A 23,912-nucleotide genomic window follows, 5' to 3' on the forward strand; every position below is an offset into this window, starting at 1 on the left:
TTCTAAGGCCTGACCTCAAGCGATTTTACGCCCGATACGCAGGGCTCCCGCTCCCGTTGCCGTCCCCCGCCGCTTCCCTCTCCTTCTTTGGTGAGAGCTTAGTTGCATTGGACTATCCGCTATACACTGTATCCAGCTCATAAGGCCTGCGTGTAATTAATAAAAGTAGTAGGTGTAAGGGATGCTTCAGGGAGGTTGGACAAAAGGAACGGGGGGCGTATCGCTTGAGGTTCTGCCTTAGGACGGCTGACTCGGGTGAGGGCGGAAAATCGCTGTAACCGGGGGCTTCCCGGAGGGGTATGCCCGCTGCTTAAGGCTGGGGACCGGTACGGTATCCGGGGAGGCTCCCGGCGGCCGGGTTCTTTTGTGTCTCCCCGGGAGCGCATAGGGCGGCTGTGCAGACGCTTAGGGAAATTGAAAAGCCGGGTTCAGGATGACCGGCGGACTTCACGTCCGACGGGCAAGAGCCTCTGAACCGGGAACACATCATGTGTTCCTGGTGAATAGGCTCGGTTCCTGAACCCGGCTTTTCAATTTCCCTTAGCGTCTGCCAGCGCAAGCCCTTGGCGCTCCCAGGGAGACACAAAAGAACCCGGCAGCCGGGAGCCTCCCCGGATACCGTACCGGTCCCCAGCCTTAAGCAGCGGGCATACCCAGACTCCGGGAAGCCCTCGGGTACAGCGGTTTTCCGCCCTCATCCGAGTCAGCTGTCCTAAGGCAGAACCTCAAGCGATACGCCCCCCGTTTCTTTTGTATCTCACCCCCGCATACCAAGGAGCTTCTGCTTAAGCTCGCCTTCCAGGCGGGCCAGCTCTTTTTCGGCTTCGCGGCGTTTTTGACGGCCTTCTTCCTGGATTCGCATGACTTCATCCAGGGTGGTGATCAGGCTCTCGTTGGTGTGCTGCAGGGTCTCGATATCTACAATGCCGCGCTCGGACTCTTTGGCGATGTCTATGGTGGCGGTTTTTAGGGTGTCCGCGTTCTTTCTGAGAAGGGCGTTGGTCATCTCCGTGACTTCACGCTGGGCTGCGGCAGCCTGCCTTGAATTCTCCACGCCCAGGGCCAGAACCATCTGGCTCTTCCATAAGGGGATCGTGTTGACCAGGGTGGACTGGATCTTGTCGGACATGAGCGTGTCGTTGTTTTGAACCAGACGGATCTGGGGCGCCATTTGAATGGATATCATCCGGGTCAGCTCCAGGTCATGCAGTTTTTTTTCGAAGCGGTCGCAGAGGTTCGCCAGGTCGTTGGCCGCCTGCGCATCCTCCGGCAGGCCGGAACGGCTGGCCTGGTCTAAGAGATTGGCCAGATCCACATCATGTACCTGCTTGAGTTTCTTTTTGCCGGCTATGATGTAGAGGCTTAGTTCTTTGAAGTAAACGGTGTTCAGCTCATACATCTGATCCAGCATAGCTGTGTCCTTTAACAGGTTTTTCTGGTGCTGCTCCAGGACATCGCAGATTTTGTTGATGTTGACTTCGGCTTTGTCGTATTTGGATTTCATGGCTGCCATTTTATTAGAGCTGCGTTTGAAGATGCCGAACAGGCCTTTTTCCTCTTCCACATCGAAACTTTTCAGTTCATTTACCACACCGGAGAGCATCTCACCGATCTCGCCTAAGTCTTTGGTTCTTACGTTGTTCAGAACGTTCTGGGAGAAATCCGCTATTTTTTTCTGGGCCCCGGAACCGTACTGCAGGATCATGTTGGAGTTGTTCAGATCGATCTTCGGTATGAAGTCTTCCACCATCTTCTGCTCCTGCTCATTTAACGGCATATCCTCCACTCCGGCCGGTACCGGTTCTTCTTTTGCTTCCTGCTTTACCACCGGCGGAGCCGCGGGTATGGGGTCCGTGTCCAATTCCAGGGTAAATGACGGCATTTCTTTTAATGTATCGCTCATTCTTTTTCCTCCAGTGCTGCGGTTTTTACAGCATATTCTTCCTTATAACAGGCTCCGGTCAAAATCCCGGCCGCTGGTCAAGCCCTCCTGGGCCAGCATGGCTTCTAATGTGGAGATCTCCGCCGACAGATCCATCAGATCGTCCTGCATCAGATCTTTTAACAGGTTCCCGAAGGCCAGGTTGATGTTTCCAAGCGCCTGTTTGATTTCATTTTCCGTGTTGATGACTTCTTCACTGCGGATGCCGTGTTCTTCCAGATCCCGGTAAGCCTCCACCAGTTTCAGGGTGGTTGGCAGATAATAGCACATAAACTTTCGGATCTGGGTCACTTTCGCCGGATGCTGCTCCACATAGCTGAAGATCTTCGAGGTGATCTTCTCCAGCTCGTCCAGCTTCTGTGAGATTTCCTCCTCCGGCAAAGCGACATTGATTTCTTTGATTTTCTGAATATAGTGTTTTCCTTCGTCCAGCAGTTCCTGTAGACGCGCCGCCTGAGGGTCTTTTTCCTCCATCTCTCTCCGGCGTTTTTCTTCTTCCTGCATCTGCTTGATATGTTCCTGGGTCTCCAGATACTGGTGATAGGTCTCCTGATCCAGAATCAGACAGGTCTCTTTGTCATCCAGATAGCCGACCGGGAACAAGCGCAGACGAATCATTTTTTTCAAATCCTTTACAATCTCTTTCGCCGTCTTCCCTGTGGCTGCGGCTAGCTCCGAGATTTCACAGTAGGTTCTGCCATGAATCAGCGCCCGGTATCTTGTAAACCGCTCAAACCGGCCTTTTTGCACGCCTCCTCTGGCAATCAGGGAAACGCTGCCGGCCAGAAGCAAAAAGAACATCACAGCCGCCAGAATCCCCGCGGGATTAAAATTCAGTATCAGATTTAACACCATACCCAAAAAGGCTGCTCCGGTAAATGTGCAGCCGATCACGCCAAGAACAATGTTCGCCGTTCCCTTCGGCTCACGGTACCTCACGGCCGGCTGGGTGGGCGGCTTCTGCCAAGCCGCGTTTCCGGCCCTTTGCTCCTCCTGGTAGGGGTGCGCCTGCCTCATTCTGTTATGGGTTCTGGTATAGTTCGAGTGAAATTCCGACGGATCAAAATTCTGGTAAGCCTGCCGGAAATGATCTCTCGTCTGATATCCCTGTCTTTTGACGTCATTCATGGTCTGCTGCGTCTGTCTGCGCACATCGTCCATGGTCTGGCGAATACCGTTATTTGCCTGGTTCATGGCTGTGTTGATCGTATCCTTCAATTCATGCACAGCCCCGGATGACAACACCCGTTCTACCGCTTCATTGATCTCCCTGCTTATATTTGAAAAACTGTCGTCCATTTTTACCTCCAGTGGCGCAATGGCCGCGCCATCCATTCTACGGATAAAAGGCCCGCATTCCCTTTTTGTCTCTCGCGGATCTTTGGTACTATTATAGCTTGTTTCCTTTATGGGGGCAACTAAAGCGTGAAAAAAATTTTTCGTACCTGCCCGGGCCGGAAATTACCGCGGTATAAGAAAAAGAAGGAATGACAAGAAGGATACCCAAACCCGAGGAAGAACCACTCGCCGGCCGTTCCATCCGCCGGAATCTGGTATAAATAAATAAAACTGTCCATATATTTTAAACAAATGGAATTCGAGGGGATCAATTGAAAAGCCTGAAAAAAATTCCTTATAAAAATCTATTTAAACTCACTGTGCTGTTCGCCGCCGCCTTTTTCATAGGGCAGATTGCCGGACGGGTCGTGGATTACATGCAGCCGGAAGCCGTACCGACCGCCGCTGAGGGCAGCTGGGGCTTAAGCTTCCAGGAGGAAGGCAAACCTCCGGTTGCCAACGCGACTTTCGATGAGTTAAAACAGTACGACGCATATTATGCGGAGAATACAACCGATAAGGTTATCTATCTGACCTTTGACTGCGGATATGAAAATGGCAATACGGCCCCGATTCTGGATGCCCTGAAGAAGCACAACGTTCATGCCACCTTCTTCGTGGTCGGCAATTTTCTGTCCACCAGCCCGGATCTGGTGAAACGCATGGTTGCAGAAGGCCATATCGTAGGAAATCATACATACAACCATCCGGATATGTCCAAGATCTCCACCATGGACGCCTTCTCCAAAGAATTGGGGGACATCGAAACTCTGTACCAGGAGACCATCGGCCAGCCCATGATAAAATACTACCGTCCGCCTCAGGGAAAATACAGCGAATCCAACCTAAAGATGGCGCAGGAGCTGGGCTATAAGACCTTCTTCTGGAGCCTCGCCTATGTAGACTGGTATCAGGATAAACAACCTTCGAAAGAAGAGGCCTTCGACAAGCTTCTGGGCCGTATCCACCCCGGAGCCGTCGTTTTGTTGCACAGCACTTCCAAGACCAATGGAGAGATCCTGGATGAACTGCTGACCAAATGGGAAGAGATGGGCTATACCTTTAAAACTTTGGATCAGCTCGTAAGCGGTTCCTGATTTCTACTCGCTCAATGCCCAAACGCCTTCCTCCGCGAACCGGGTGGCCATGTTTTCCGCCTGATTGATAATCTCCTCATCGTATCCGATCAGACCAAGCAGGCGGATCGCATTTCTTGAGGTCGCCCGTCCTTCACGGAGGCAATAGTCAAACAGTATGTCCTGATCCTTAATTTCTTCCCGGAAATGATAATTATCATAAGAATTTTCCAAAATGTAAGTCAGCTCTATATCATGAGTGGCCGCAAAACAGAGCACACCCGCGTCATTTAAGCTTTTCAGGATCTCGGACGACGCCGCTATCCGCTCCACCGTATTCGTCCCCCGCAGCACCTCATCCACGAAACACAAAACCGGATGTTCCTGATCCACCGCATCCATAATCCGCTTCAAAGACTTGATCTCCACTATAAAATAGCTCTCCTGCCCCATCAGGTTATCCTTTAAGGCCATCGAAGAATATATGCTGAAATAATTTCCCACATACCGGTCGGCCAGCACGGTATGAACCGTCTGGGCCAGAATCGCATTGATCGCGATCGTTTTTAAAAATGTAGATTTGCCGGATGCGTTGGAACCGGTGAGAAGCACTCCCCGCCCCGCCTGTATGGAGCTGGCCACCGCATGCTCTACCAGCGGATGATAGATATTCTCCGCTTCCAGGCGGACTTTCTTTCCCGGCTGAAGCTCAGGCAGACATACATAGGGCATCATTTCCCTGAAATTAGCGATGGCGATCATGCTCTCCAGCATTCCGATCTGCTCGATAAACAGCTCCGCATCCTTTAAATGCAGCTTCACTTCCTTGAGCATCCAGTTAAATTTGATCAGATCCACATGGAAAACCATGCGGATATAATCCAGGATCATAGCCAGAGGATCTTCATTCATCCCGCCCTGACCGGCCAGCACCAGAAAAGAATTCTTCCGGAACTTATGAAACTGCCTGGACGTTTTCTTCATCTCGGCCTGATAGCTTTCAATCTCTCCGATATTTAACTTCTCCAGCTCTTTCGCCGTATCCATCATTTTTATAATAAAAGCGAAAGCGTTGATATATGGCTCGATCTCTTTCTTCTGGGAAAAATAATTCAGGATATTCGCGCACATGACCACGATAAAAAATATAATCCCCTGAGCCGGCGCGATAAAAATAGAGACGATTCCCGCCAGCGCCAACACCGCCATAATAATATGCGGCACCAGCTTCATCTCCGTCAGATCCGCAAGCCAATAGATATAATCCGCCAAAGACACGCCCTTAACCCGGCCCATCTTCGCGTAAATCTTCTCCACAGCCCGGCGTTCGCTCTCGTGGGAAGCGAAATAAGAGATCAGCCCTTCCCTTTCCTCCAGCACCTCTTTCTCATAAACCGGAGTCCGCATAATATCATAAAGACATTCCTGTCCCGGCGAAGACCAGGTATGGTTCACCAGCATAAACACTTCATCCATATCCAGATCATTCCAGGTAATATCATCGATCCCGGTCACCCCGTCATGCCTGCGCTTGCAAAAATGCGATATACTGTCAAACTCCTCCGCCGTATACTCCTGCTCCGGCTGTTTCCCCCAGCTGAGCGCGATCTTCCTCTCTCTCCTGCGTTCCCACTTAATCCGGTCGTAAAACAATTTCAGGAAGACAATCAGAAATACAGCTGCCACAGCAATTGCCACAAACCAATATTCATTCATATGCCCAACTCCTGTCAATTTCAGTCGTCTGTTTATTGTACTATTTTAATAATACAATAATACGCTTATCTCATTTTCATGTCAAGCACATCCTTTCATAAAAAACATACAAACACTTAATATAATCATTTAATATAAAGCATACAAAATCGGCCGTAAGGCTGCTGTAAAAGTCAACCTTACCGCCGATTTCCCAAATCTCAAAATCTGAAATCAAATTACAGAAGTGAAGATTTTCCGCTTCCGGACAGCTGAGTCAAAACGGATTTCACATGCTGTACTTCTTCAGCCGTAGCCTTCTCAGCAGGAACATAATAGCTCTTGCTGCGCGCGATCTGATACAGTTCTTCCTGGGACTGCTCGCACATATTTCTCATCTGTTTCAGAACCTGCTTAAGTGCCGGATTCTCTGTCTGAGGGATCATCTCACCGAATTTTCCCAGATCACCGTTGATGCCCCAGAGAGCATCCGCTACCATTGTTTTTTCATCCATCATGGTCATTCCCTCCTTAACCTAAGAACTGCATCAGCTGCTGCTTTTCCTGAGTAGCAGACTGTGCGGCCTTATTAAAAAATTGTTTTACGGACGGATCCGTCGCCTGCTCGGCATAAGCCTGCATTTTGCAATGATTTACATCATGAGCCAGGATCAGATGGCGTAAATTCTGTAAATCCAGTTCTGATAAATCAGCCATAAAAATTTCCTCCTTTAATCCACATCAGATTTTACACTCCTAGTATGCCTTCTTTCAGGAAATCTATACCAGTTTTATTTTAATTTTTTATGGCTATGAGCACTTCGCTTAGCGCCTGTACATCGGGCGCTTAACAGGCAATACCGGAAAAACAGTAAGGAATAAAACAGGCCCGGGATAAACTGCAGCCTGCACTACAGTTTGTCCCGGACCTTAGGCTTAAGAAGTTTCCTACCCTACCCACTCTTTTTCACCGCCACGCGAATCCTATTATCTCATCCTAACCAGCGGTAAAGCTCCTCATATTTCTTAGCGGAATTATTCCATGAAAAGTCTTTGGCCATACCACGGTCGATGATTTTATTCCACTCTCGTTTCTTATTATAATAGATATTCTCCGCATATCGGATAATAGACAGCATTTCATGGGCGTTATAGTTTGTAAAACTGAATCCTGTTCCGGAATTTCCAAATTCATTATATGGCTCTACCGTATCCTTTAAGCCGCCGGTTTCCCTGACTATGGGCACCGTTCCATAGCGCAGGCTCATCAGCTGGCTTAAACCGCAAGGTTCAAACAGAGACGGCATCAGGAACGCATCGCTGGACGCATATACCTTATGGGACATGGGTTCCGAATAATAGATCTGTGCCGAAACCTTGCCGTTATATTTCCAGTCAAAATGACGGAACATATTCTCGTAACGCTCTTCCCCGGTTCCCAGTATCACCAGCTGGACGTTGTCCTGACACAGTTCGTCCATAACGTAGGCGATCAGATCAAACCCTTTTTGATCCGTAAGCCTGGACACCATTCCGATCATCATCTTGCCGGGATCCACTTCCAGTCCCAATTCCTGCTGCAGCGCTACTTTATTTTTCACTTTTTCCTTGCGGAAATTCCTGGCATTATACTGCTGTGCAATAAAAGTATCTGTCTCAGGATTGTATTCATTGTAATCGATACCGTTGACGATTCCTCTTAAAGAGTTTGCTCTGGCGCGCATAAGCCCGTCCAGATGCTCGCCGTAAAACGGCTGTTTAATTTCTTCCGCATAAGTCTCACTCACAGTAGTGATAGCATCCGCATAGACGATACCGCCCTTCAGGTAATTCGCATCCCCGTAGGCTTCCAGCTTATCCGGGGTAAAATAATATTTCGGCAGGCCCGTGACATCCTGAACCGTCTTAATATCCCATACCCCCTGGAACTTCAAATTATGTATCGTTATGACGGATTTCATATTCCGATAAAACTCCCCATCATGAAAACGATCTTTTAAATAAACAGGCACCAAACCCGTCTGCCAGTCGTGGCAATGGATGATATCCGGCTGAAACCCGATTACGGGCAGGGCTGATAACGCAGCTTTGGAGAAAAATGCGAACTTCTCGATATCTTCAAAAATATTTCCGTAGGGTTTGGGCCCCGCCAGATAATATTCATTGTCGATAAAGTAAAACAGAATTCCGTCATACTCGATCTGCAGTACCCCGACATACTGGCTTCTCCAGTTTAAATCCATATAAAAGTGGGTTACATATTGTAATTGGTCTTTGAATTCCTGCTTCATGCACATATATTTTGGAAGGATTACTCTGACATCGAATTCATCTTTATTAAAGCACTTCGGTAAGGATCCTACGACATCGGCCAGCCCTCCTGTCTTGATAAACGGAACTCCTTCTGAAGCAATGAATGCCACTTTCTTCATACGCGTATCCTCCTTGATCTTAAAACTTTATGTAACTATTATAACGCATTGGCTCCGCGAATGAAAGTGTTAATATCCTGCTGCTATCTGGTTTTATACTCCAACCGGATTTTATCAGCGATCAAAGCTACGAATTCAGAGTTGGTAGGTTTTCCTTTTCCATTACTTACCGTATAACCAAATAATTCGTCTATCGTATCCATCTTTCCCCTGCTCCAGGCTACTTCGATCGCGTGGCGGATCGCACGTTCCACTCTGCTCGGCGTAGTCTGATGTTTTTTGGCGATGGTAGGATATAAAACCTTGGTGATGGAATTTAACATATCCATATCGTTCACCGACATGATGATGGCATCTCTTAAATATTGATATCCTTTGATATGTGCAGGTACGCCTATTTCATGAATAATGTTGGTAACATCGTTTTCCAGATTGTGTTCCATGGAGCCGCCCCGGTTCTCATAAGCTGTGATCCTTTTGGCTTCTGCGAATTTCCGGTTCGATCCGCCTTTAAATCTTTTAATCCGATTGATTACCACTTCATTGTCGAAGGGTTTCATGATATAAAAATCTGCACCCAGATTAAACGCGTCTTCCGTAATACCCTCCTGCCCAATAGCCGTGATCATAATAAACGCAGGTTTCTTGAGATTTGCATCATTTTTCACCTTTTCCATTACGCTTAAACCGTCCATCTTAGGCATAATGATATCTAACAGAACCACATCCGGTTCTTTGGTTTTGATGATGTCCAGAGCCTCTTCCCCGTTGGTCGCTTTCCCTACTACCTGCAATTCCTCGTCCTGGCTGATAATTTCGTCAAGCAGCTCCAGGATTCTTTCATTATCATCGGCAATTGCAATATTTAATCTGTCCATAAGATCCTCCTTGGTTTTTATTCGGTTATATGATCAAAGAATGTAAAAGTATATTATCTTTTGCAGCAGAACAAACTGTTTGGCGCCAAAATTTGCAGTTTGTGAGAGCTGATTTTTATTATATATACAATATATTTCATAAGCAAGAATATGTTATCGCATGTTTTCGACAGCATTTTATTTTCATATACAGGATTACTGATTTTCACTCTCCATTTGCAGCATATTTTCGATGAAAATGCCAAATCCCCTCGAAGAATCTTGAATGAAAACATGGGTAACTGCACCAATAATTTTGTTATTTTGGATGATAGGGCTTCCACTCATCCCCTGGATAATACCGCCGGTCAGGTTTAATAATTCCGGATCTGTAATTTCCAGTACAATTCCCTTATTCACATCGTCACCGGTCATATTCACTTCTTTGATTTCGACCTGATACTCCTTCACCTCGCCGCTGGCACAGCACCGGATCGTGGCCGGACCCAGCTCGATATCCTGTTTCATGCAGATATCCATGGGCTCCGCTGCGACTTCCTGCTTTAACGCGTCGTTGGCTATGCCGAATATTCCGGCCTCGGTATTGTCCTTTATCTGTCCGCGCACATTTGCGTCGTTGTAGTCGATAAAGCCTGTCATCTCACCCGGGCTTCCCTTTTCGCCCTTGATAATGGACAGGATTTTTGTCTCATAGAGTTTCCCGTCATCCATCTCCATTAACGTGCTGGTATCTACGTCCGTGATACCGTGGCCCAGAGCTCCGAACCGTCCATTTTCGTCGATAAACGTCAGGGTTCCGATCCCCTGCGTATTATCCCTGACCCAGATGCCCAGCCGGTATTCTTCCGGCGCGGTCATGACCGGTTTTACCTTTAGTTGTATCTCCTCTTCATTTCTCCTGATATTCAGTATCACCTCCTCATTGCCATACTGGTTCACCTTCTCGATGAGATCCGTTTTGTTATAGATCGGCTCCGCATTAACCGCTTCGATATAATCCCCTGTTTTTACCAGGTGATATGCCGGTTCATAGTTCAGCCCATCCATCCCAGTGACTGTTCCGGTACCTATAATCAACACCCCTTTGGTCTCCATATAAATACCAATCGGCGTCCCTCCCGGTATCAGTTTTTGATCCTTTACAACTGAAACTTTGACGTCCTTTAAGTCTATGAGCCCGAATAACTTACATTTTACGGTATCCTGGCCCGAACTTCCATCCCCAAAAGAAATAGGGTAGTCCTTATTCAGGTGCAGCTGGTCCTTCGGGATATTCGATTCATTGGATTCCGCTACCAGTTTGATTTCATCCGGCACCGCATTTCGGATCCTCAGATACCCGAAGATACCGAGCAGCAGGATACCGAATATGGTACATAGAATTAAAATCCGCCGATAAGACGCCTTTTTCGACATTTTCTTCACATCCTTACCTCTTTCTTTCGAAAAAAAGCAAAAGGAATATAGCTAAGCTATATCCCTCAATTATTATGTGAAGAAATGGCGGTTTCACACTAGGATGATTTTGTACCTATTGCCAATTCTTTCATTTCCTTTGCGTTTTTGAGCACCGTTTCTGTAATTTCTGCGCCTCCCAGGATTCTTGCCAATTCCTGGATCATCTCGGAATCATTAAGCTTTCGTATTGTGGTAATCGTTTCTTTATTTTTTATATTTTTTTCAATGGCAAAATGGGTGTCCGCCATGGCGGCGATCTGCGCCAGATGTGTGATGCAGATCACCTGATGCCCTTTTGCAACGAAAGCCAGTTTCTCCGACACCTTCTGGGCCGTACGGCCGCTGATCCCTGTGTCGATCTCATCGAAAATCAGCGTCTCTGTGGCATCCTGATCCGCCATCACGGTTTTGATCGCCAGCATAATACGGGATAGCTCGCCCCCCGACGCCACCTGGGCCAAAGGCCTTTCCTCTTCTCCGGGATTCGTAGAGATCATGAATTCCGCCTCATCGCCCCCGTTTGCCGTAAAATGTCCGAGCGGGCGCATCTCTATATGAAATAAAACATCCAGGAAATTCAGGTCCTTCAGGGCGGACCGGATCTGTCTGCCCAGCTGTCCTGCATATTTTGTCCGAAGCACGCAAAGCCGTTCCGTTGTTTTACTTAAAACGTCTTCCGCCTGCTTCAGCTCTTCTGCCAGCTTCTTCCGGTATTGTTCATAATCCGCTAATTTTTCCAGTTTTTCCTGCCGGGCCGCCTGATATTCCTGAATCTGCCTGATGGATTGCCCGTATTTGGATTTCAGATGATTGATGGTATCCAGTCTGTCCTCCGTCTTCTGAAAATCTTCCTGGGAAAAGCAAAGCTCCTGCGCATAATCCGACAATTCCCGATGAAAATCGTTTAAAAGATTTTCAACCTCCTGAAGCTGTATGTTTAAATTTTGTATTTTTTCATCATAAGCCGCCACGCTATGAAGCTCCCGGACGGCTCTTCCGATCGTCTCCAGGGCGCCTGTTTCCTCCGCAGCGCCGGTCAGCCCGTCCGCCATGGTTACCGCCTCCAGAATCTTCCTGGCATTTACCATCTTCCGGTACCGGCTTTCCAGCTCCTCGTCCTCACCGTCCCTTAGGCCCGCGTCCTCGATTTCCTGAATCTCAAACTCCAGAAAAGAAATCTCTCTGGCCCTTTGTTCCTCATCCATCCCGGTGGCGTCATAGGTCTCTTTCAGCCCGCTGTATGCCGCATAGGCTTCCTGGACTTTCCTCTTCTGTGGTGCGATCTCTTTGCTGCCATAATCATCCAGAATCTCCAGATGCTTTTTCTTGTATAATAAGGATTGATGTTCATGCTGTCCGTGGATATTGATCAAAATTTCCGCAATTTGTTTTAAAACGCCGGCGGAGACGATTTCTCCATTTACCTTTCCGATGCTCCGCCCGTTCACCAGCTTTCGGGTTAAAATAAATAGCCCGCCGTCCTCCGGATACAGATCCAGTTCCTGAAGCTTATTCAGGCTGTCCGGATTGGTCACCTCAAACACCAGCTCCACCAAAGCCGGCTGCTCCGGATCCCGGATCAGACTTTTCGCGGCCTGCCCGCCCAAAGCCAGGTTAATGGAGCCGATCAAAATCGACTTACCCGCGCCGGTTTCACCAGTTAGTATATTTAACCCTTCGCTAAAATATACTTCCGCCTCGTCAATCAACGCCAGATTTTTCACATGCAGACTAATGAGCATTTCTTATCACTCCTCAACGCATTTGCATTGTTTGCTTTTTCGTTCTTTGTCAATTGCTTCCCAGAATTTTGCGGATTCGTTCCATGGCTACCAGGGTATCGTCCACGCTTCTGACCGCGCACATGATCGTGTCGTCGCCCGCGATACAGCCGACAATTTCCGACCAGCGCATGGCGTCCAGCGCGGCCGCCACCGCCATGGCCATCCCGGACACGGTCTTGATCACCAGAATGTTCTGCGCCATATCCATAGACAGAAAACCGTCCCGCAATACGCGGACATATTTTTGGTTGGTTACATCATCCCGCTCCTGATACACCATATATTTTTGGCGGCCGTCCTCCGACGCCATCTTAGTCAGTTTCAATTCCCGGATGTCCCTGGATACCGTGGCCTGGGTGACCTGATAACCGGCCTCCTGCAGACGCGCCGCCAGCTCTTCCTGGGTTTCTATGGAATATTTGGATATCAATTCGATGATTTTCGCATGACGTTGTGTCTTCAAAATATTCTCCTCCTGCTATCTGCCCGGCTGGTCCGCACCCATCTTCCGCCGCAATACTTCCAGAAAACTGCGCTTGCTCAATTTTACAATTTTTGTCTTACGTAACGCCTGATGAATCACGATCCGGTCACCGGTAACGATATGGATCGGGTTCTCTCCGTCAAAAGCCGCTTCCGCAGCTTCCTCATCCCGCTTCCGGCCCTCTCCCAGCTCGATGGTGATCTCATCATTGGCGGACAGGATGATGCTCCTGGTATTCAATGTATGAGGACAGATCGGAGTAATCATGATCAGCGACGCTTTCGGGTCCACGATAGGCCCGCCGGCGGACAGGGAATAACCTGTGGACCCGGTGGGCGTGGATACGATGATCCCGTCCGCGCTGTAGGAATTCAGAAATGAGCCGTTTACATAGATGTGATAGCTTAAAATACGCAGGGAGCCCGTCCGGTTAATGGCGATGTCATTCAGCGCCAGATCCGAACCCGCCTTGTGTGTTCCATGATACACGGATCCCCGCAGCATCATGCGCTCCTCGATCTCATAATTGCCATCCAGCAGCAGTTTCAGAGACGGAATCAAAGATTTTTGTTCCACCTCCGTTAAATAGCCCAGGGTTCCCAGATTGACCCCCAAGAGCGGAATCTCCTGCTCCACCGCAGCCCGGGCAGCCTGGATCATAGTTCCATCCCCTCCCAGGACAATCATACACTGTACATCTTCCGGAAGGGCCGCGCCGTCGGCCAGCGGCTCCGTTCGAACGATGGCTTCTTTGCCATTGGCATCCAGATATTCCCGGATCTGTCCGGTGACCTTTAAGTCCCGGTCTTTCATACTGTTCGTCAATATGTAAAACTTGTCCATATCATCGTCCACCTAAATTTATTTCCTGTCACCCGGGACATCCAGCTGCCGATGCGCCCGCGCAACCACCTCCACCGGATGAACCCGGCAGGATTCTGCCTGCTCACCATGCGCTCCCTTTTGCAGATATAACAGGTACTCTATATTTCCTTCCGGTCCCTTGATCGGAGAAAATTCCAGATTCAGGATACCAAACCCATTCTCTCCGGCAAAGGCAATCACTTTTTCAATCACTTCCAGATGCACGGCGGCATCCCGGACCACGCCTTTTTTCCCAACCTTTTCCCGTCCCGCTTCAAACTGCGGCTTGATCAGGCAGACAACCGCTCCGTCCGAAGTAAGAAGCTCCCGCACCGGAACCAGAACCTTGGTCAGGGAAATAAACGACACGTCGATGGAGGCGAAGCCAACCGGCTCCCCGATGTCCTCCGGTTTCACATAGCGGATATTTGTCTTTTCCATACAGACCACCCGCTCATCCTGCCGGAGTTTCCAGTCCAGCTGTCCATGCCCTACGTCCACCGCATAGACCTTCACCGCTCCGTTTTGCAGCATACAGTCCGTGAAGCCCCCGGTTGAGGAACCCACATCCATGCAGACCTTCCCGTCCACCTCCACGCCAAAGCAGTTCATGGCCTTTTCTAATTTCAGGCCGCCCCTGCTCACATAGGGCAGCGCAGTCCCCCGCACCTCTATCTTTACCTTTGTCTCATCAAACATCGTTCCGGCCTTGTCTTCCCTCTGCCCGTTGACAAACACATCCCCGGACATGATCACCGCTTTCGCTTTTTCACGGGAAGCCGCCAGGCTCTGTCTGACCATTAAAACATCCAGTCTCTCTTTCATTACCTTCTATAGCCCCACATATTCCGACAAAATTTTCTTAAATAAAGTCTCCTGGTCGATCCCGGATTCCCTCTTCAGAATGTCCACGTTGCCGTGTTCCACATACTCGTCCGGCAGCGCGTTAATCAGCACATTGGTTTTTAAACGTTCGGTGTTGACCAGATCCAGGACCCGCTCGCCGAAGCCTCCGCTCTTTACATTTTCCTCCAGCGTCACCAGCAGCTTGTGGTCTCCGGCTATATCCCGGACCATCTGCTCATCCAGCGGTTTTACAAAGCGTACGTTAACCAGGGAACAGTTATAACCCACATCCTTGATCCGTTCTCTGATTCCAAGCGCCGTCTCCACCATGTTTCCGACTGCCAGCAGCGCGATGTCCGACTCTTCGAAGAGTATCTCGCTTTTTCCGTATTCAATCGGATGCCGGTATTCCCTCAGACCGTCATAGGCTGCTCCCCTGGGATACCGAAGGGCGATGGGCCTGTCAAAATTCACCGCAAATTTCATCATATCGGACAGCTCCCACTTATTTTTAGGAGCCATGATCGTCATATTGGGGATGCTGGAAAGATAGGAAAGGTCGAAAATTCCCTGGTGTGTCTCCCCGTCGCTTCCCACCAATCCCGCCCGGTCGATGGCAAAGACCACATGCAGGTTCTGGATGCATACGTCATGCAGAATCTGGTCGTAGGCCCGCTGTAAAAAGGAAGAATACACGGCGACCACCGGTTTTAAACCGGCCGCGGCCAGACCGGCCGCAAAAGTGACCGCATGCTCCTCCGCGATACCCACGTCAAAAAAGCGGTCGGGGAACATATTGCGGAACCGCTTCAATCCTGTCCCATCCGGCATGGCGGCGGTTACCGCCACGACCTTCTCATCCCGGTCGCCCAGCTTTCGCATGACGGTTGAGAATACGTCGGTCCAATTGGATTTGGCCCGTTTGCTGGTGGGCAGGCCTGTCTTGATATCAAAGGGCTCCGCCCCGTGAAACCTTGCGGGATGCTGCTCAGCAGGAGCATAACCCTTGCCTTTTTTGGTAATCACGTGTACCAGGACACTGTTTTCTAATTTTTCCGCCTCGTGGAAGATCTTCACCATCTGCTCCACGTTGTGTCCGTCCACGGGCCCCAGATAAGTGATTCCCATCTCTTCAAAGAGCATGCCCGGAATAATCAGTTGTTTCAGGCCGCTCTTGGTCTTACGGATCTGCTCGATCATCTTGTCCCCGTATACCGGAATCTTGGACAGGGAATTATAAATCCCGGTCTTTAAACCCGTATAGGCGTCCGCCGTCCGCAGTTCGCTTAAGTAGGTGGACATGCCCCCTACATTCTCGGAGATCGACATATTATTGTCATTGAGCACAATAATAAAGTTGCTCTCCAGACGGGAAGCGTTATTCAAAGCCTCATAGGCCATGCCTCCTGTCAGGGCGCCGTCCCCGATCACCGATATCACTTTATTAAAGCCTCCCAGCAGTTCCCTGGCCTGAACCAGGCCCAGCCCCGCTGAGATCGAGGTGGAGCTGTGCCCGGTGTTAAAGCAGTCACAGGGGCTCTCCCGTCTTTTCGGAAAGCCGCTCATCCCTCCGTACTTGCGCAGCTCATCGAAGCCCTCCCGGCGTCCGGTCAGCAGTTTGTGCGTATAGGCCTGGTGCCCCACATCCCAGATGATCTTGTCTTCCGGCAGATCAAAGGCCAGATGCAGAGCCATGGTTAACTCCACCACTCCCAGATTGGACGCCAGATGGCCTCCCGTCGTACTGATCTTGTCAATCAGGAACCTGCGGATCTCCTCCGCCAGGAGCGGCAGATTCTTTTCTTCTATTTTTTTTATATCGTTGGTTTGGTTGATTCTTTCCAGATACATGAGCACCGCTCCTATTTTTTACGATTTATGAGGGATTCCATCAGAGCTGAGAGATACGCGTCTTCCCTGTTCAGGGAATGCAGCGCGTCCATCGCCCGTTTTGATATCCGCTCCACATCCGCTTTGGCCTGATCCAGTCCCTTGATCGTGACATACGTAGTTTTTTCATTCTTCTCATCACTGCCGATAGGCTTGCCCAGCTCTTCCATCGTGCTGGTGACATCCAGGATGTCATCCTGGATCTGGAATGCCAGTCCCACATCCGATGCGATCTGTTCCACAGTCTTCACCTGCTCATCGGAGGCTCCGGCCAGCACCGCCCCGGTCATCATGGCGGCTTCAATCAGCGCTCCTGTCTTCAGCTCGTAGATAAAGTCCAGCTTTTCTCTGGTCAGGGGCTGACCCACCGCTTCCACATCCACCGTCTGCCCGCCGATCATTCCATAGATCCCCGCCTTGACAGCCAGGATGCGCAGCGCCTTTCCGATGCGGGCATTCGAAGGCTCCATCTCAAAAGCCCGGGTCGCAGTCTCAAACGCGTAGTTAAGCAAGGCGTCACCCGCCAGGATGCCCATGGCTTCCCCGTAAACCACATGGGTCGTCTTACGCCCTCTGCGGTACTCATCGTTATCCATCGCCGGCAGATCATCATGAACCAGGGAATAGGTATGAATCATCTCCATGGCGGCCATAAACGGCTCCACCACCTTCGAGCTGCCGCCGAGCAAGCGGTAAGTCTCCTGCATAAACATCGGCCTTAAGCGCTTCCCGCCGGCCAGAATACTGTAATTCATCGCCTGAATGACAGTTTTCTGAAATCCCTCTTCCGCAGGAAGATACGTACTTATTATCTCTTCAATCTCATTTACCCTTTTTTGCAGTTCTTCTTTAAAATTCATCCAGACCACCATCTTCATTGATTACCAGCATTTTTTTCTCAACGGTATCAATTTTATCATTGCAATATTTTAACAGTTTCATACCTTCCTGATAGATTTGAAAGGAATTTTCCAGTGAAACCTGACTGTCCTCCAGCTGTTCGATCATTCCGTTTAACTCCCCGAAGGCTTCTTCCAGCGTCTTCTCTTCCTGCTTATCGTTCACCTTGCTCATCCTCTATCCTCCTGATCTTCTGGGCGCCGCATACCTTCGCCCGGATTTTCCCGTCTCTTACATGAATTTGCAGCATCTCATCCGTATGTACCTGATCCACACCGGTCACAGCCTGTCCGCTTTCATTCTCCGTATAGGAATACCCCTGATTCAGTTTTCCCAGGGGGGAAAGCCCATGAAACTTTTCGATGTACAGGGATAACCTGTGCCTGCGGTCCAGCAGCTTTGCGTTCATCCCCTGGGATAACTTGTCCATAAGCTCCGCCGTCAAAAGCCGCTTCTCCCTGATCTGGTTCTTAGGGCTTACGTAAGAAAGCCGCATCTGATACTGCTTCGCTAAGCTCCTGGCATCCGAAAGCTTCCGCCTCAGCCTGTGCTGCAGTTCATACCAATATCCTTCCAGCTGTTCCCGGAACAGTTCATAATCAAATACCGCCAGTTCCGCGGCCGCGGAAGGCGTCGGTGCTCTAAGGTCCGCCACATAGTCCGCGATCGTGGTGTCCGTCTCATGGCCCACCGCGCTGATAATCGGTGTACGGCATTCAAAGATCGCTCTGGCCACGCTCTCCTCATTGAACGCCCAGAGGTCCTCGATAGAGCCGCCTCCGCGCCCGGCTATGATCGTATCCACGCCCATGGCGTCCAGGGTGCGTATCCCCTTTACGATGCTGGCGGCCGCGCCCTCACCCTGCACCAAAGCCGGATACAGGATGATCTGCACATAAGGGTTCCTTCGCCTGGTAATATTCATAATATCCCGGACCGCCGCTCCGGTCGGTGCTGTGACTACGCCCAGCTTCCGGATATATTTGGGAACGGGCTGTTTGTACTGTTCCGCAAACATGCCCATATCTTCCAGTTCTTTTTTCAATTGTTCGTATTTTGTGTATAGCAGTCCGGCGCCATCTAAGATAATTTCTTTGGCATAGAGTTGGTACTTGCCGTCCCGTTCATAGACGTTCACCGCTCCCAGCACGATAACCTGCTGTCCCTCCTGCATCCGGAATGCCAGTCCTCTTCGCTGTCCGGAAAACATGACACAGGCGATCGCTCCGGTCGCGTCCTTCAAAGAAAAGTAGATATGACCGGACGTATGGTATTTGCAGTTGGACACCTCGCCTTTCACATAAATCCGGTTTAACACAAAATCCTGGGTAAACATATTCTTAATGTAGGCGTTCACCTGTCCTACGGAATACACATTTCTCATGAAAACTCCTCATTCGCCCGCCTTACGCCAGCTTCGCAAGCACTCCATTCACAAAAGCAGGGGATTCTTCCCCGCCGAATTTTTTACACAGCTCCACCGCCTCGTTGATGGCCACCCCCGTAGGGATATCTTCATCAAACAGCAGCTCATACACAGCCAGCCTCAGTATCGCCAGATCCACCTTGGCCATACGCTTCACGGACCAGCCTTCCGTCACTTCATCCAGCTTCCCGTCAATCTCTTCCAGTCTGGCCGACACATCCATATATTTCTTCCGTATATATTCCAGATCCGGGTCCTGTGGTACCTCCTCCAGGCTGTCAAAATAAAGAGCGATCTGCTCCTGCATCTCCTCTTCCTTATGAAATTCAATTCGGAACAACAGCCGGAAAATATGTTCCCGCAATTCTCTTCTTCCCATAGTTTCTCTCCTAATCGATTACTTCCGCAGCCACATCCCTGCCGGAAACCGGCCGCTCCAACCATATCCAAATCCTGAACTCCAAGCGCGCGGTCCGTCAAATTATAAAAAGGGTGTCCTGCACAGACACCCCTATTATACTATATTCTTTTCAAAGAAAAAAGGATTAATTACTTTTTTCCATCTCCACGCCGGCGATCCGGATATTCACGTCAATCACCTGAAGCCCGGTCATATTCTCAATCGCGGTCTTCACCCGGTCCTGGACCTTCTCGCTGGTTTCGGGAATATTGTATCCATATTTCAGATTCAGAGCCAGATCCACGCTGACATTGTTATCCACGATCTCAGCCTTGACGCCCTTGCTCAAATTCTTCATCCCCAGCTTGCTGACCAGCTCATTGGTGATATTACCCGCCATAGAAGCGACACCCTCTACTTCCGTAGCGGCAAGTCCCGCGATAATGGTCACCACTTCATCTGCAATCTGCACCTCACCCAGATTCCCATCTGCGTGTATCATATATGTGTTCCTAGTCTCTGCCATCTATCTGACCTCCTAAGCATTTCCAAAATCATTACTCCTACTCAATTATACCAGACTTCCCCATATTTGCAACAGTTTTCCGTCCGATCGCTTCCCTGCCTTCCCTGATCGCTTTGGCGGGTGGGGACTAAGGGCCGGAGCGTGCGGGCACCGGGAGGGACTTGGGGGCGGGGGAGCGGTCACGGGAACCGAATCGCTTCGGCCGGGCCTAAGAACAGGTAACTCCGAAGAGGACGAAACCTCTTATTAGCAGGACCCGGAGCAAACTCGCCAAAGGGCGGCTCAAACAGTGCTCCGGGTCCTGCGAGGTTTCGTCCTCTTCTGCGTAACCTGTTCTAAGGCCCAGCCTCAAGCGATTCGGTTCCCGTGACCGCTCCCCCGCCCCCAAGTCCCTCCCGGTGCCCGCACGCTCCTACTTTGGTGATGCCTGTAAGGCTCGAAGATCTCTTGTATTGATAATTAGCTCTAGTATTAATAACCTTCAATGTTGTATCCTTATTTTTGCAGGATATTATTCAGCCTTTCTTTATCTCTGACTGTTTTCTCCGCCCTTCTGCCCTTTTCTCTATCTTTTTCTCTTTCTTTTTCTCTTTCTTTTTCTCTGTTTTTCCGCTGCCCTTTTTGCAGTCTTTTCTCTGTTCTCTTCTCTGCCCTTTTACAACCTTTTCTCTGCTTTTCCCCTGTCTTTTTTCTATCTGCCAATAATCACAGCTTATTTTCAATGATTCTCCCGAACTTAGCAGCAGTAGATCTATGCTTACTATGTTGATATTTAAAAATACATGTAAGTATTCCTTGCACATAGTATATTCTGCCACCAACAGAATTCATTATTCACACGAATAATAACAACTCAGCAATCAGTACCGAGCAAAAATTGAGCCAAAGCAGGTGAGGGCTGAGGCGGGATTGCGGCGGCCGGCTTCCGGGTGTCTGTCCGGGTTTGGGGCGGCGGTTTCCCGGGGTGCTTTCTGCTTTGCGGAAAATGCTCACACGAGCTGTGACGGGCCTTAGGGAGAAAGAGCGGGACAGGGAGAACCAAATTTTTGCTTCCTTGCAAAAATTTGAGTGCCTCTGAGCCGAGAATTTCTTCAGAAATTCTTGGCGAATAGGCACGATGTTCCTCCTGTCCCGCTCTTTCTCTCTTAGGCCCAGCCAGCGAAGGGTGCGCAATTTCCGCAAAGCAGAAAGCACCCCGGGAAACCGCCGCCCCAAACCCGGACAGACACCCGGAAGCCGGCCGCCGCAATCCCGCCTCAGCCCTCACCGGCCCTCCTCACCAGCCCTCCGCTCCAAATTCAAATATTCTCAATCTGCCAGTCGATGGGCTGCAGTCCATTCTTTTCGAGGAATGCGTTGGCCTGGCTAAACGGCCGGCTCCCGAAAAAGCCTCTGGATGCGGATAGCGGGCTTGGATGGGGAGCTTCCAGGATCAGATGCCTGGGGTTGTTGAGCATGGCCTTTTTGGATTGGGCCGGACGGCCCCACAGAATGAATACGATGGGACGGTCCTGATCGTTCAGGGCCCGGATGGCCGCGTCGGTGAATTCTTCCCATCCGATTCCTCGGTGGGAATTCGCCTGATGGGCGCGTACGGTCAGTACGGTATTCAGTAACAGGACTCCCTGCTTGGCCCATTTTACCAGATAGCCGTTGTTGGGAATGTAGCAGCCGCAGTCATCGTGCAGCTCCTGATAGATATTGACCAGGGACGGAGGTATCTCCACATCCGGCTTTACGGAAAAGCAAAGACCGTGGGCCTGGCCGTTTCCGTGATAGGGATCCTGGCCTAAGATCACTACTTTGACATCGTGAAGAGGGGTCAGGTGGAATGCGTTGAACAGGTCGTCTGCGCTTGGGTAGATTCTTCTGGTATTGTACTCGTTTAGGATCGTTTTATGTAATTGGATATAGTATGGTTTCTTGAATTCGGCCGCTAAGGGCTCAAGCCAGTCGTTGCTGATGGGTGGCATAGTTTCACTCCTTTTCTTACAGGCGGACGGATACTCCGCGTTTGTTCAGGTATTCTTTTACTTCTTTGATTTCCAGTTCTTTATAGTGGAACAAAGAGGCCGCCAGGGCTGCGTCTGCGCTGCCCCTTGTGAGTGCTTCATAGAAGTGTTCTTTGGTACCGGCTCCGCCGGAGGCGATGACCGGAATGGAAACGCTGTCGGCGATCTGTCTGGTGAGCTCGATGTCATACCCGGCTTTGGTCCCGTCACAGTCCATGCTGGTCAGAAGGATCTCTCCGGCTCCTAGCTGCTCGGCCATGCGGGCCCAGGCGACTGCGTCGATACCCACGTCGATCCGCCCGCCGTTTTTATAAATATTCCAGCCGCTGTTGTCCTCTCTTCGCTTTGCGTCGATCGCCACTACCACGCACTGGCTGCCGAATTTGTCCGCGGCTTCCCGGATCAGATCCGGATTCTGTATCGCGGAGGAATTGATGGATATCTTATCCGCGCCTTCCCGCAGGAGCGCCCGGAAGTCGTCCACGCTTCGAATTCCGCCTCCCACCGTAAAGGGGATAAATACTTTCTCCGCCACCTTGCGCACCATATCCACTACGGTTTCCCTGGCATCCGAGGAAGCGGTGATGTCCAGAAATACCAGCTCATCCGCCCCGGCCTTATCATATGCCGCCGCAATCTCTACCGGATCACCGGCATCCCGCAGATTCACAAAATTAACTCCTTTTACGACTCGTCCGTTATGTACATCCAGACAGGGAATGATCCGCTTCGTAAACATCTAACCTACCTCCTTACCGATGGCGGCAAAATTTTTAAGGATCTGCAAGCCCACCTCGCTGCTCTTCTCCGGGTGGAACTGACACGCGAACAGATTACCCTTTTCCACCGAAGCGTGTATTCTGGCGCTATAGTCCGTCACTGCCTTTACAATCCCCTCATCCTTGGCACGCAGATAATAGGAATGTACAAAATATACATACGGATGTTCCGGCAGTCCCCGAAACAGCCGTCCGTCATTTATAAGCTCCAGGGAATTCCAGCCCATATGCGGGATCTTCAATCCCTCCCGCTTCGGAATCCTTACGATTCCGCCCTTCAGAATTCCCAAGCCTTCCACTCCCGGGCTCTCTTCGCTGTATTCAAACAACAGCTGGAGCCCCAGGCAGATCCCCAGAAACGGAATATTTTCCCCAACCGCCTCCCGGATTACCTGATCCAGACCATAAGCCCGCAGATTCGCCATCGCATCCCCAAAGGAGCCAACTCCCGGAAGAATCACTTTATCCGCCGCCAAAATGGTGTCCCGTTCTCTGGTCAGCACGACCTCCTGCCCCAGGGATACCAGTGCCTTTTCCACGCTCTTAATATTACCCGCGTCATAATCAATGATCGCTATCATCCGCACCACATCCTTATTTTTTCTGTCAACCAGTGTACCATAAAAAAGGGGACATGTCCATTCTACTTGATTGGGTTTGCTGCTGTAGGGGGGCGGGATGAGAGTGGAGCGGCAGGGCGGGGCGGCAGATATCGGGGGGCGGAATCGCTTCGGCCGGACCTAAGAACGAGTAACTGCGAGGTTCTCCCGTCATCTGCGTAACTCGTTCTAAGGCCCGGCCTCAAGCGATTCCGCCCCCCGATGTCTGCCGCCCCGCCCTGCCGCTCCACTCTCATCCCTGCTTTACAGCAGGCTGATTATCATGTTCTTCTGGTTTAGGAAACTGAGGGGGATGGGGAGTAGGCGAAAATAGCCGCGGAGGCGGACCGCCGGAGGCTCGGAACTTGGGGGCGGCTCTTCTTTGAAGGGGGAGCGGTCCGGTTCCGGGGGCTTGCGGAGGGTCTGTGCGGCATGGGAGGACTCCCCCGCGCCGGCCGGCTGCCCGGATGTCCGGTTCGGACGGGCATAGGGCGGCTGCGTATCCGCTTAGTGAAATCGGAAAGCCGGGTTCAGGATGACCGGCGGACTTCACGTCCGACGGGCAAGAGCCTCTGAACCGGGA

General features: G+C 50.4%; 23 protein-coding genes. 1 reads left to right on the forward strand and 22 read right to left on the reverse strand.

Going from position 1 to position 23,912, the window contains the following annotated elements; translation table 11 throughout:
• Nucleotides 1-757 precede the first annotated feature (757 nt).
• Both KTH89_RS20550 and KTH89_RS20555 read right to left on the reverse strand, forming a co-directional pair.
• Entirely contained in the window at nt 758-1,903 is a 1,146-nt protein-coding gene (locus KTH89_RS20550) for a toxic anion resistance protein (protein ID WP_158344403.1), read from the reverse strand.
• A gap of 42 nt (nt 1,904-1,945) precedes the next feature.
• Complete coding sequence (locus KTH89_RS20555) at nt 1,946-3,241, reverse strand: 5-bromo-4-chloroindolyl phosphate hydrolysis family protein (RefSeq protein WP_238722938.1); 1,296 nt, start codon at nt 3,239-3,241, stop codon at nt 1,946-1,948.
• A gap of 311 nt (nt 3,242-3,552) precedes the next feature.
• Between KTH89_RS20555 and KTH89_RS20560 the strand changes: the two genes are divergently transcribed.
• Nucleotides 3,553-4,377 (forward strand): polysaccharide deacetylase family protein, encoded by an 825-nt coding sequence (locus KTH89_RS20560; protein WP_238722939.1) that lies wholly within the window; start codon nt 3,553-3,555, stop codon nt 4,375-4,377.
• A 3-nt stretch (nt 4,378-4,380) separates the two neighbouring features.
• Here the strand turns inward: KTH89_RS20560 and KTH89_RS20565 are convergent, their stop codons facing one another.
• The 20 genes from KTH89_RS20565 to hisH all read right to left on the reverse strand — a co-directional run bounded on the left by KTH89_RS20565 (nt 4,381) and on the right by hisH (nt 23,311).
• Nucleotides 4,381-6,072, reverse strand: a complete 1,692-nt coding sequence (locus KTH89_RS20565) for a MutS-related protein (protein ID WP_238722940.1) — start codon at nt 6,070-6,072, stop codon at nt 4,381-4,383.
• A gap of 218 nt (nt 6,073-6,290) precedes the next feature.
• A complete protein-coding gene (locus tag KTH89_RS20570; protein WP_158344497.1) occupies nt 6,291-6,566 on the reverse strand; it encodes a spore coat protein in 276 nt (91 codons plus the stop codon).
• Nucleotides 6,567-6,582: 16 nt separating this feature from the next.
• Nucleotides 6,583-6,768, reverse strand: coding sequence for a hypothetical protein (locus KTH89_RS20575; RefSeq protein WP_158344399.1), 186 nt, complete (start codon nt 6,766-6,768; stop codon nt 6,583-6,585).
• A gap of 275 nt (nt 6,769-7,043) precedes the next feature.
• Complete coding sequence (glgA, locus tag KTH89_RS20580; protein ID WP_158344398.1) at nt 7,044-8,483, reverse strand: glycogen synthase GlgA; 1,440 nt, start codon at nt 8,481-8,483, stop codon at nt 7,044-7,046.
• 83 nt (nt 8,484-8,566) lie between these two features.
• Nucleotides 8,567-9,361, reverse strand: a complete 795-nt coding sequence (spo0A, locus tag KTH89_RS20585; RefSeq protein WP_158344397.1) for a sporulation transcription factor Spo0A — start codon at nt 9,359-9,361, stop codon at nt 8,567-8,569.
• Between the two features lie 195 nt (nt 9,362-9,556).
• Nucleotides 9,557-10,777 (reverse strand): SpoIVB peptidase, encoded by a 1,221-nt coding sequence (gene spoIVB / locus KTH89_RS20590; RefSeq protein ID WP_158344495.1) that lies wholly within the window; start codon nt 10,775-10,777, stop codon nt 9,557-9,559.
• 98 nt (nt 10,778-10,875) lie between these two features.
• Nucleotides 10,876-12,561, reverse strand: a complete 1,686-nt coding sequence (gene recN, locus KTH89_RS20595; protein WP_238722941.1) for a DNA repair protein RecN — start codon at nt 12,559-12,561, stop codon at nt 10,876-10,878.
• A gap of 49 nt (nt 12,562-12,610) precedes the next feature.
• Nucleotides 12,611-13,066 carry an arginine repressor gene (gene argR, locus KTH89_RS20600; RefSeq protein WP_158344395.1) on the reverse strand — a complete coding sequence of 152 codons (456 nt, stop codon included), beginning with the start codon at nt 13,064-13,066 and terminating at the stop codon, nt 12,611-12,613.
• 15 nt (nt 13,067-13,081) lie between these two features.
• A complete protein-coding gene (locus KTH89_RS20605; protein ID WP_238722942.1) occupies nt 13,082-13,930 on the reverse strand; it encodes an NAD(+)/NADH kinase in 849 nt (282 codons plus the stop codon).
• Nucleotides 13,931-13,948: 18 nt separating this feature from the next.
• A complete protein-coding gene (locus KTH89_RS20610; protein ID WP_238722943.1) occupies nt 13,949-14,776 on the reverse strand; it encodes a TlyA family RNA methyltransferase in 828 nt (275 codons plus the stop codon).
• Between the two features lie 6 nt (nt 14,777-14,782).
• On the reverse strand, nt 14,783-16,648 hold the full coding sequence (dxs, locus tag KTH89_RS20615) for a 1-deoxy-D-xylulose-5-phosphate synthase (RefSeq protein WP_158344392.1): 1,866 nt from the start codon (nt 16,646-16,648) through the stop codon (nt 14,783-14,785).
• Nucleotides 16,649-16,659: 11 nt separating this feature from the next.
• Nucleotides 16,660-17,547 (reverse strand): polyprenyl synthetase family protein, encoded by an 888-nt coding sequence (locus KTH89_RS20620; RefSeq protein ID WP_238722944.1) that lies wholly within the window; start codon nt 17,545-17,547, stop codon nt 16,660-16,662.
• Nucleotides 17,537-17,761 carry an exodeoxyribonuclease VII small subunit gene (xseB, locus tag KTH89_RS20625; protein WP_158344390.1) on the reverse strand — a complete coding sequence of 75 codons (225 nt, stop codon included), beginning with the start codon at nt 17,759-17,761 and terminating at the stop codon, nt 17,537-17,539. Before xseB ends, KTH89_RS20620 begins: the two co-directional genes overlap by 11 nt.
• Entirely contained in the window at nt 17,742-18,971 is a 1,230-nt protein-coding gene (gene xseA, locus KTH89_RS20630) for an exodeoxyribonuclease VII large subunit (protein WP_238722945.1), read from the reverse strand. The genes xseB and xseA overlap by 20 nt, the downstream gene beginning before the upstream one ends.
• 22 nt (nt 18,972-18,993) lie before the next feature.
• The gene (nusB, locus tag KTH89_RS20635) at nt 18,994-19,392 is read right to left on the reverse strand and encodes a transcription antitermination factor NusB (protein WP_158344388.1); all 399 of its coding nucleotides are present in this window, start codon (nt 19,390-19,392) and stop codon (nt 18,994-18,996) included.
• Nucleotides 19,393-19,558: 166 nt separating this feature from the next.
• Complete coding sequence (locus KTH89_RS20640; RefSeq protein WP_158344387.1) at nt 19,559-19,939, reverse strand: Asp23/Gls24 family envelope stress response protein; 381 nt, start codon at nt 19,937-19,939, stop codon at nt 19,559-19,561.
• Nucleotides 19,940-20,454: 515 nt separating this feature from the next.
• On the reverse strand, nt 20,455-20,742 hold the full coding sequence (locus tag KTH89_RS20645) for a hypothetical protein (RefSeq protein WP_238722946.1): 288 nt from the start codon (nt 20,740-20,742) through the stop codon (nt 20,455-20,457).
• Between the two features lie 495 nt (nt 20,743-21,237).
• Nucleotides 21,238-21,912, reverse strand: coding sequence for a uracil-DNA glycosylase (locus KTH89_RS20650; protein ID WP_158344385.1), 675 nt, complete (start codon nt 21,910-21,912; stop codon nt 21,238-21,240).
• Between the two features lie 16 nt (nt 21,913-21,928).
• Nucleotides 21,929-22,690, reverse strand: a complete 762-nt coding sequence (gene hisF, locus KTH89_RS20655) for an imidazole glycerol phosphate synthase subunit HisF (RefSeq protein ID WP_158344384.1) — start codon at nt 22,688-22,690, stop codon at nt 21,929-21,931.
• Complete coding sequence (gene hisH / locus KTH89_RS20660) at nt 22,691-23,311, reverse strand: imidazole glycerol phosphate synthase subunit HisH (RefSeq protein WP_238722947.1); 621 nt, start codon at nt 23,309-23,311, stop codon at nt 22,691-22,693.
• Nucleotides 23,312-23,912: the final 601 nt, after the last annotated feature.

The sequence above is a fragment of the Diplocloster agilis genome, from assembly GCF_019042275.1.
Lineage (GTDB): Bacteria > Bacillota > Clostridia > Lachnospirales > Lachnospiraceae > Diplocloster > Diplocloster agilis.

Excerpts from the sequence above, each read along its gene's own strand:
- KTH89_RS20550 (WP_158344403.1), bottom strand. The coding sequence starts at position 1,903 with ATGAGCGATACATTAAAAGAAATGCCGTCATTTACCCTGGAATTGGAC.
- KTH89_RS20555 (WP_238722938.1), bottom strand. The coding sequence starts at position 3,241 with ATGGACGACAGTTTTTCAAATATAAGCAGGGAGATCAATGAAGCGGTA.
- KTH89_RS20565 (WP_238722940.1), bottom strand. The coding sequence starts at position 6,072 with ATGAATGAATATTGGTTTGTGGCAATTGCTGTGGCAGCTGTATTTCTG.
- KTH89_RS20570 (WP_158344497.1), bottom strand. The coding sequence starts at position 6,566 with ATGGATGAAAAAACAATGGTAGCGGATGCTCTCTGGGGCATCAACGGT.
- KTH89_RS20575 (WP_158344399.1), bottom strand. The coding sequence starts at position 6,768 with ATGGCTGATTTATCAGAACTGGATTTACAGAATTTACGCCATCTGATC.
- glgA (WP_158344398.1), bottom strand. The coding sequence starts at position 8,483 with ATGAAGAAAGTGGCATTCATTGCTTCAGAAGGAGTTCCGTTTATCAAG.
- spo0A (WP_158344397.1), bottom strand. The coding sequence starts at position 9,361 with ATGGACAGATTAAATATTGCAATTGCCGATGATAATGAAAGAATCCTG.
- spoIVB (WP_158344495.1), bottom strand. The coding sequence starts at position 10,777 with ATGTCGAAAAAGGCGTCTTATCGGCGGATTTTAATTCTATGTACCATA.
- recN (WP_238722941.1), bottom strand. The coding sequence starts at position 12,561 with ATGCTCATTAGTCTGCATGTGAAAAATCTGGCGTTGATTGACGAGGCG.
- KTH89_RS20605 (WP_238722942.1), bottom strand. The coding sequence starts at position 13,930 with ATGGACAAGTTTTACATATTGACGAACAGTATGAAAGACCGGGACTTA.
- KTH89_RS20610 (WP_238722943.1), bottom strand. The coding sequence starts at position 14,776 with ATGAAAGAGAGACTGGATGTTTTAATGGTCAGACAGAGCCTGGCGGCT.
- dxs (WP_158344392.1), bottom strand. The coding sequence starts at position 16,648 with ATGTATCTGGAAAGAATCAACCAAACCAACGATATAAAAAAAATAGAA.
- KTH89_RS20620 (WP_238722944.1), bottom strand. The coding sequence starts at position 17,547 with ATGAATTTTAAAGAAGAACTGCAAAAAAGGGTAAATGAGATTGAAGAG.
- xseB (WP_158344390.1), bottom strand. The coding sequence starts at position 17,761 with ATGAGCAAGGTGAACGATAAGCAGGAAGAGAAGACGCTGGAAGAAGCC.
- xseA (WP_238722945.1), bottom strand. The coding sequence starts at position 18,971 with ATGAGAAATGTGTATTCCGTAGGACAGGTGAACGCCTACATTAAGAAT.
- nusB (WP_158344388.1), bottom strand. The coding sequence starts at position 19,392 with ATGGGAAGAAGAGAATTGCGGGAACATATTTTCCGGCTGTTGTTCCGA.
- KTH89_RS20640 (WP_158344387.1), bottom strand. The coding sequence starts at position 19,939 with ATGGCAGAGACTAGGAACACATATATGATACACGCAGATGGGAATCTG.
- KTH89_RS20645 (WP_238722946.1), bottom strand. The coding sequence starts at position 20,742 with ATGTGCAAGGAATACTTACATGTATTTTTAAATATCAACATAGTAAGC.
- KTH89_RS20650 (WP_158344385.1), bottom strand. The coding sequence starts at position 21,912 with ATGCCACCCATCAGCAACGACTGGCTTGAGCCCTTAGCGGCCGAATTC.
- hisF (WP_158344384.1), bottom strand. The coding sequence starts at position 22,690 with ATGTTTACGAAGCGGATCATTCCCTGTCTGGATGTACATAACGGACGA.
- hisH (WP_238722947.1), bottom strand. The coding sequence starts at position 23,311 with ATGATAGCGATCATTGATTATGACGCGGGTAATATTAAGAGCGTGGAA.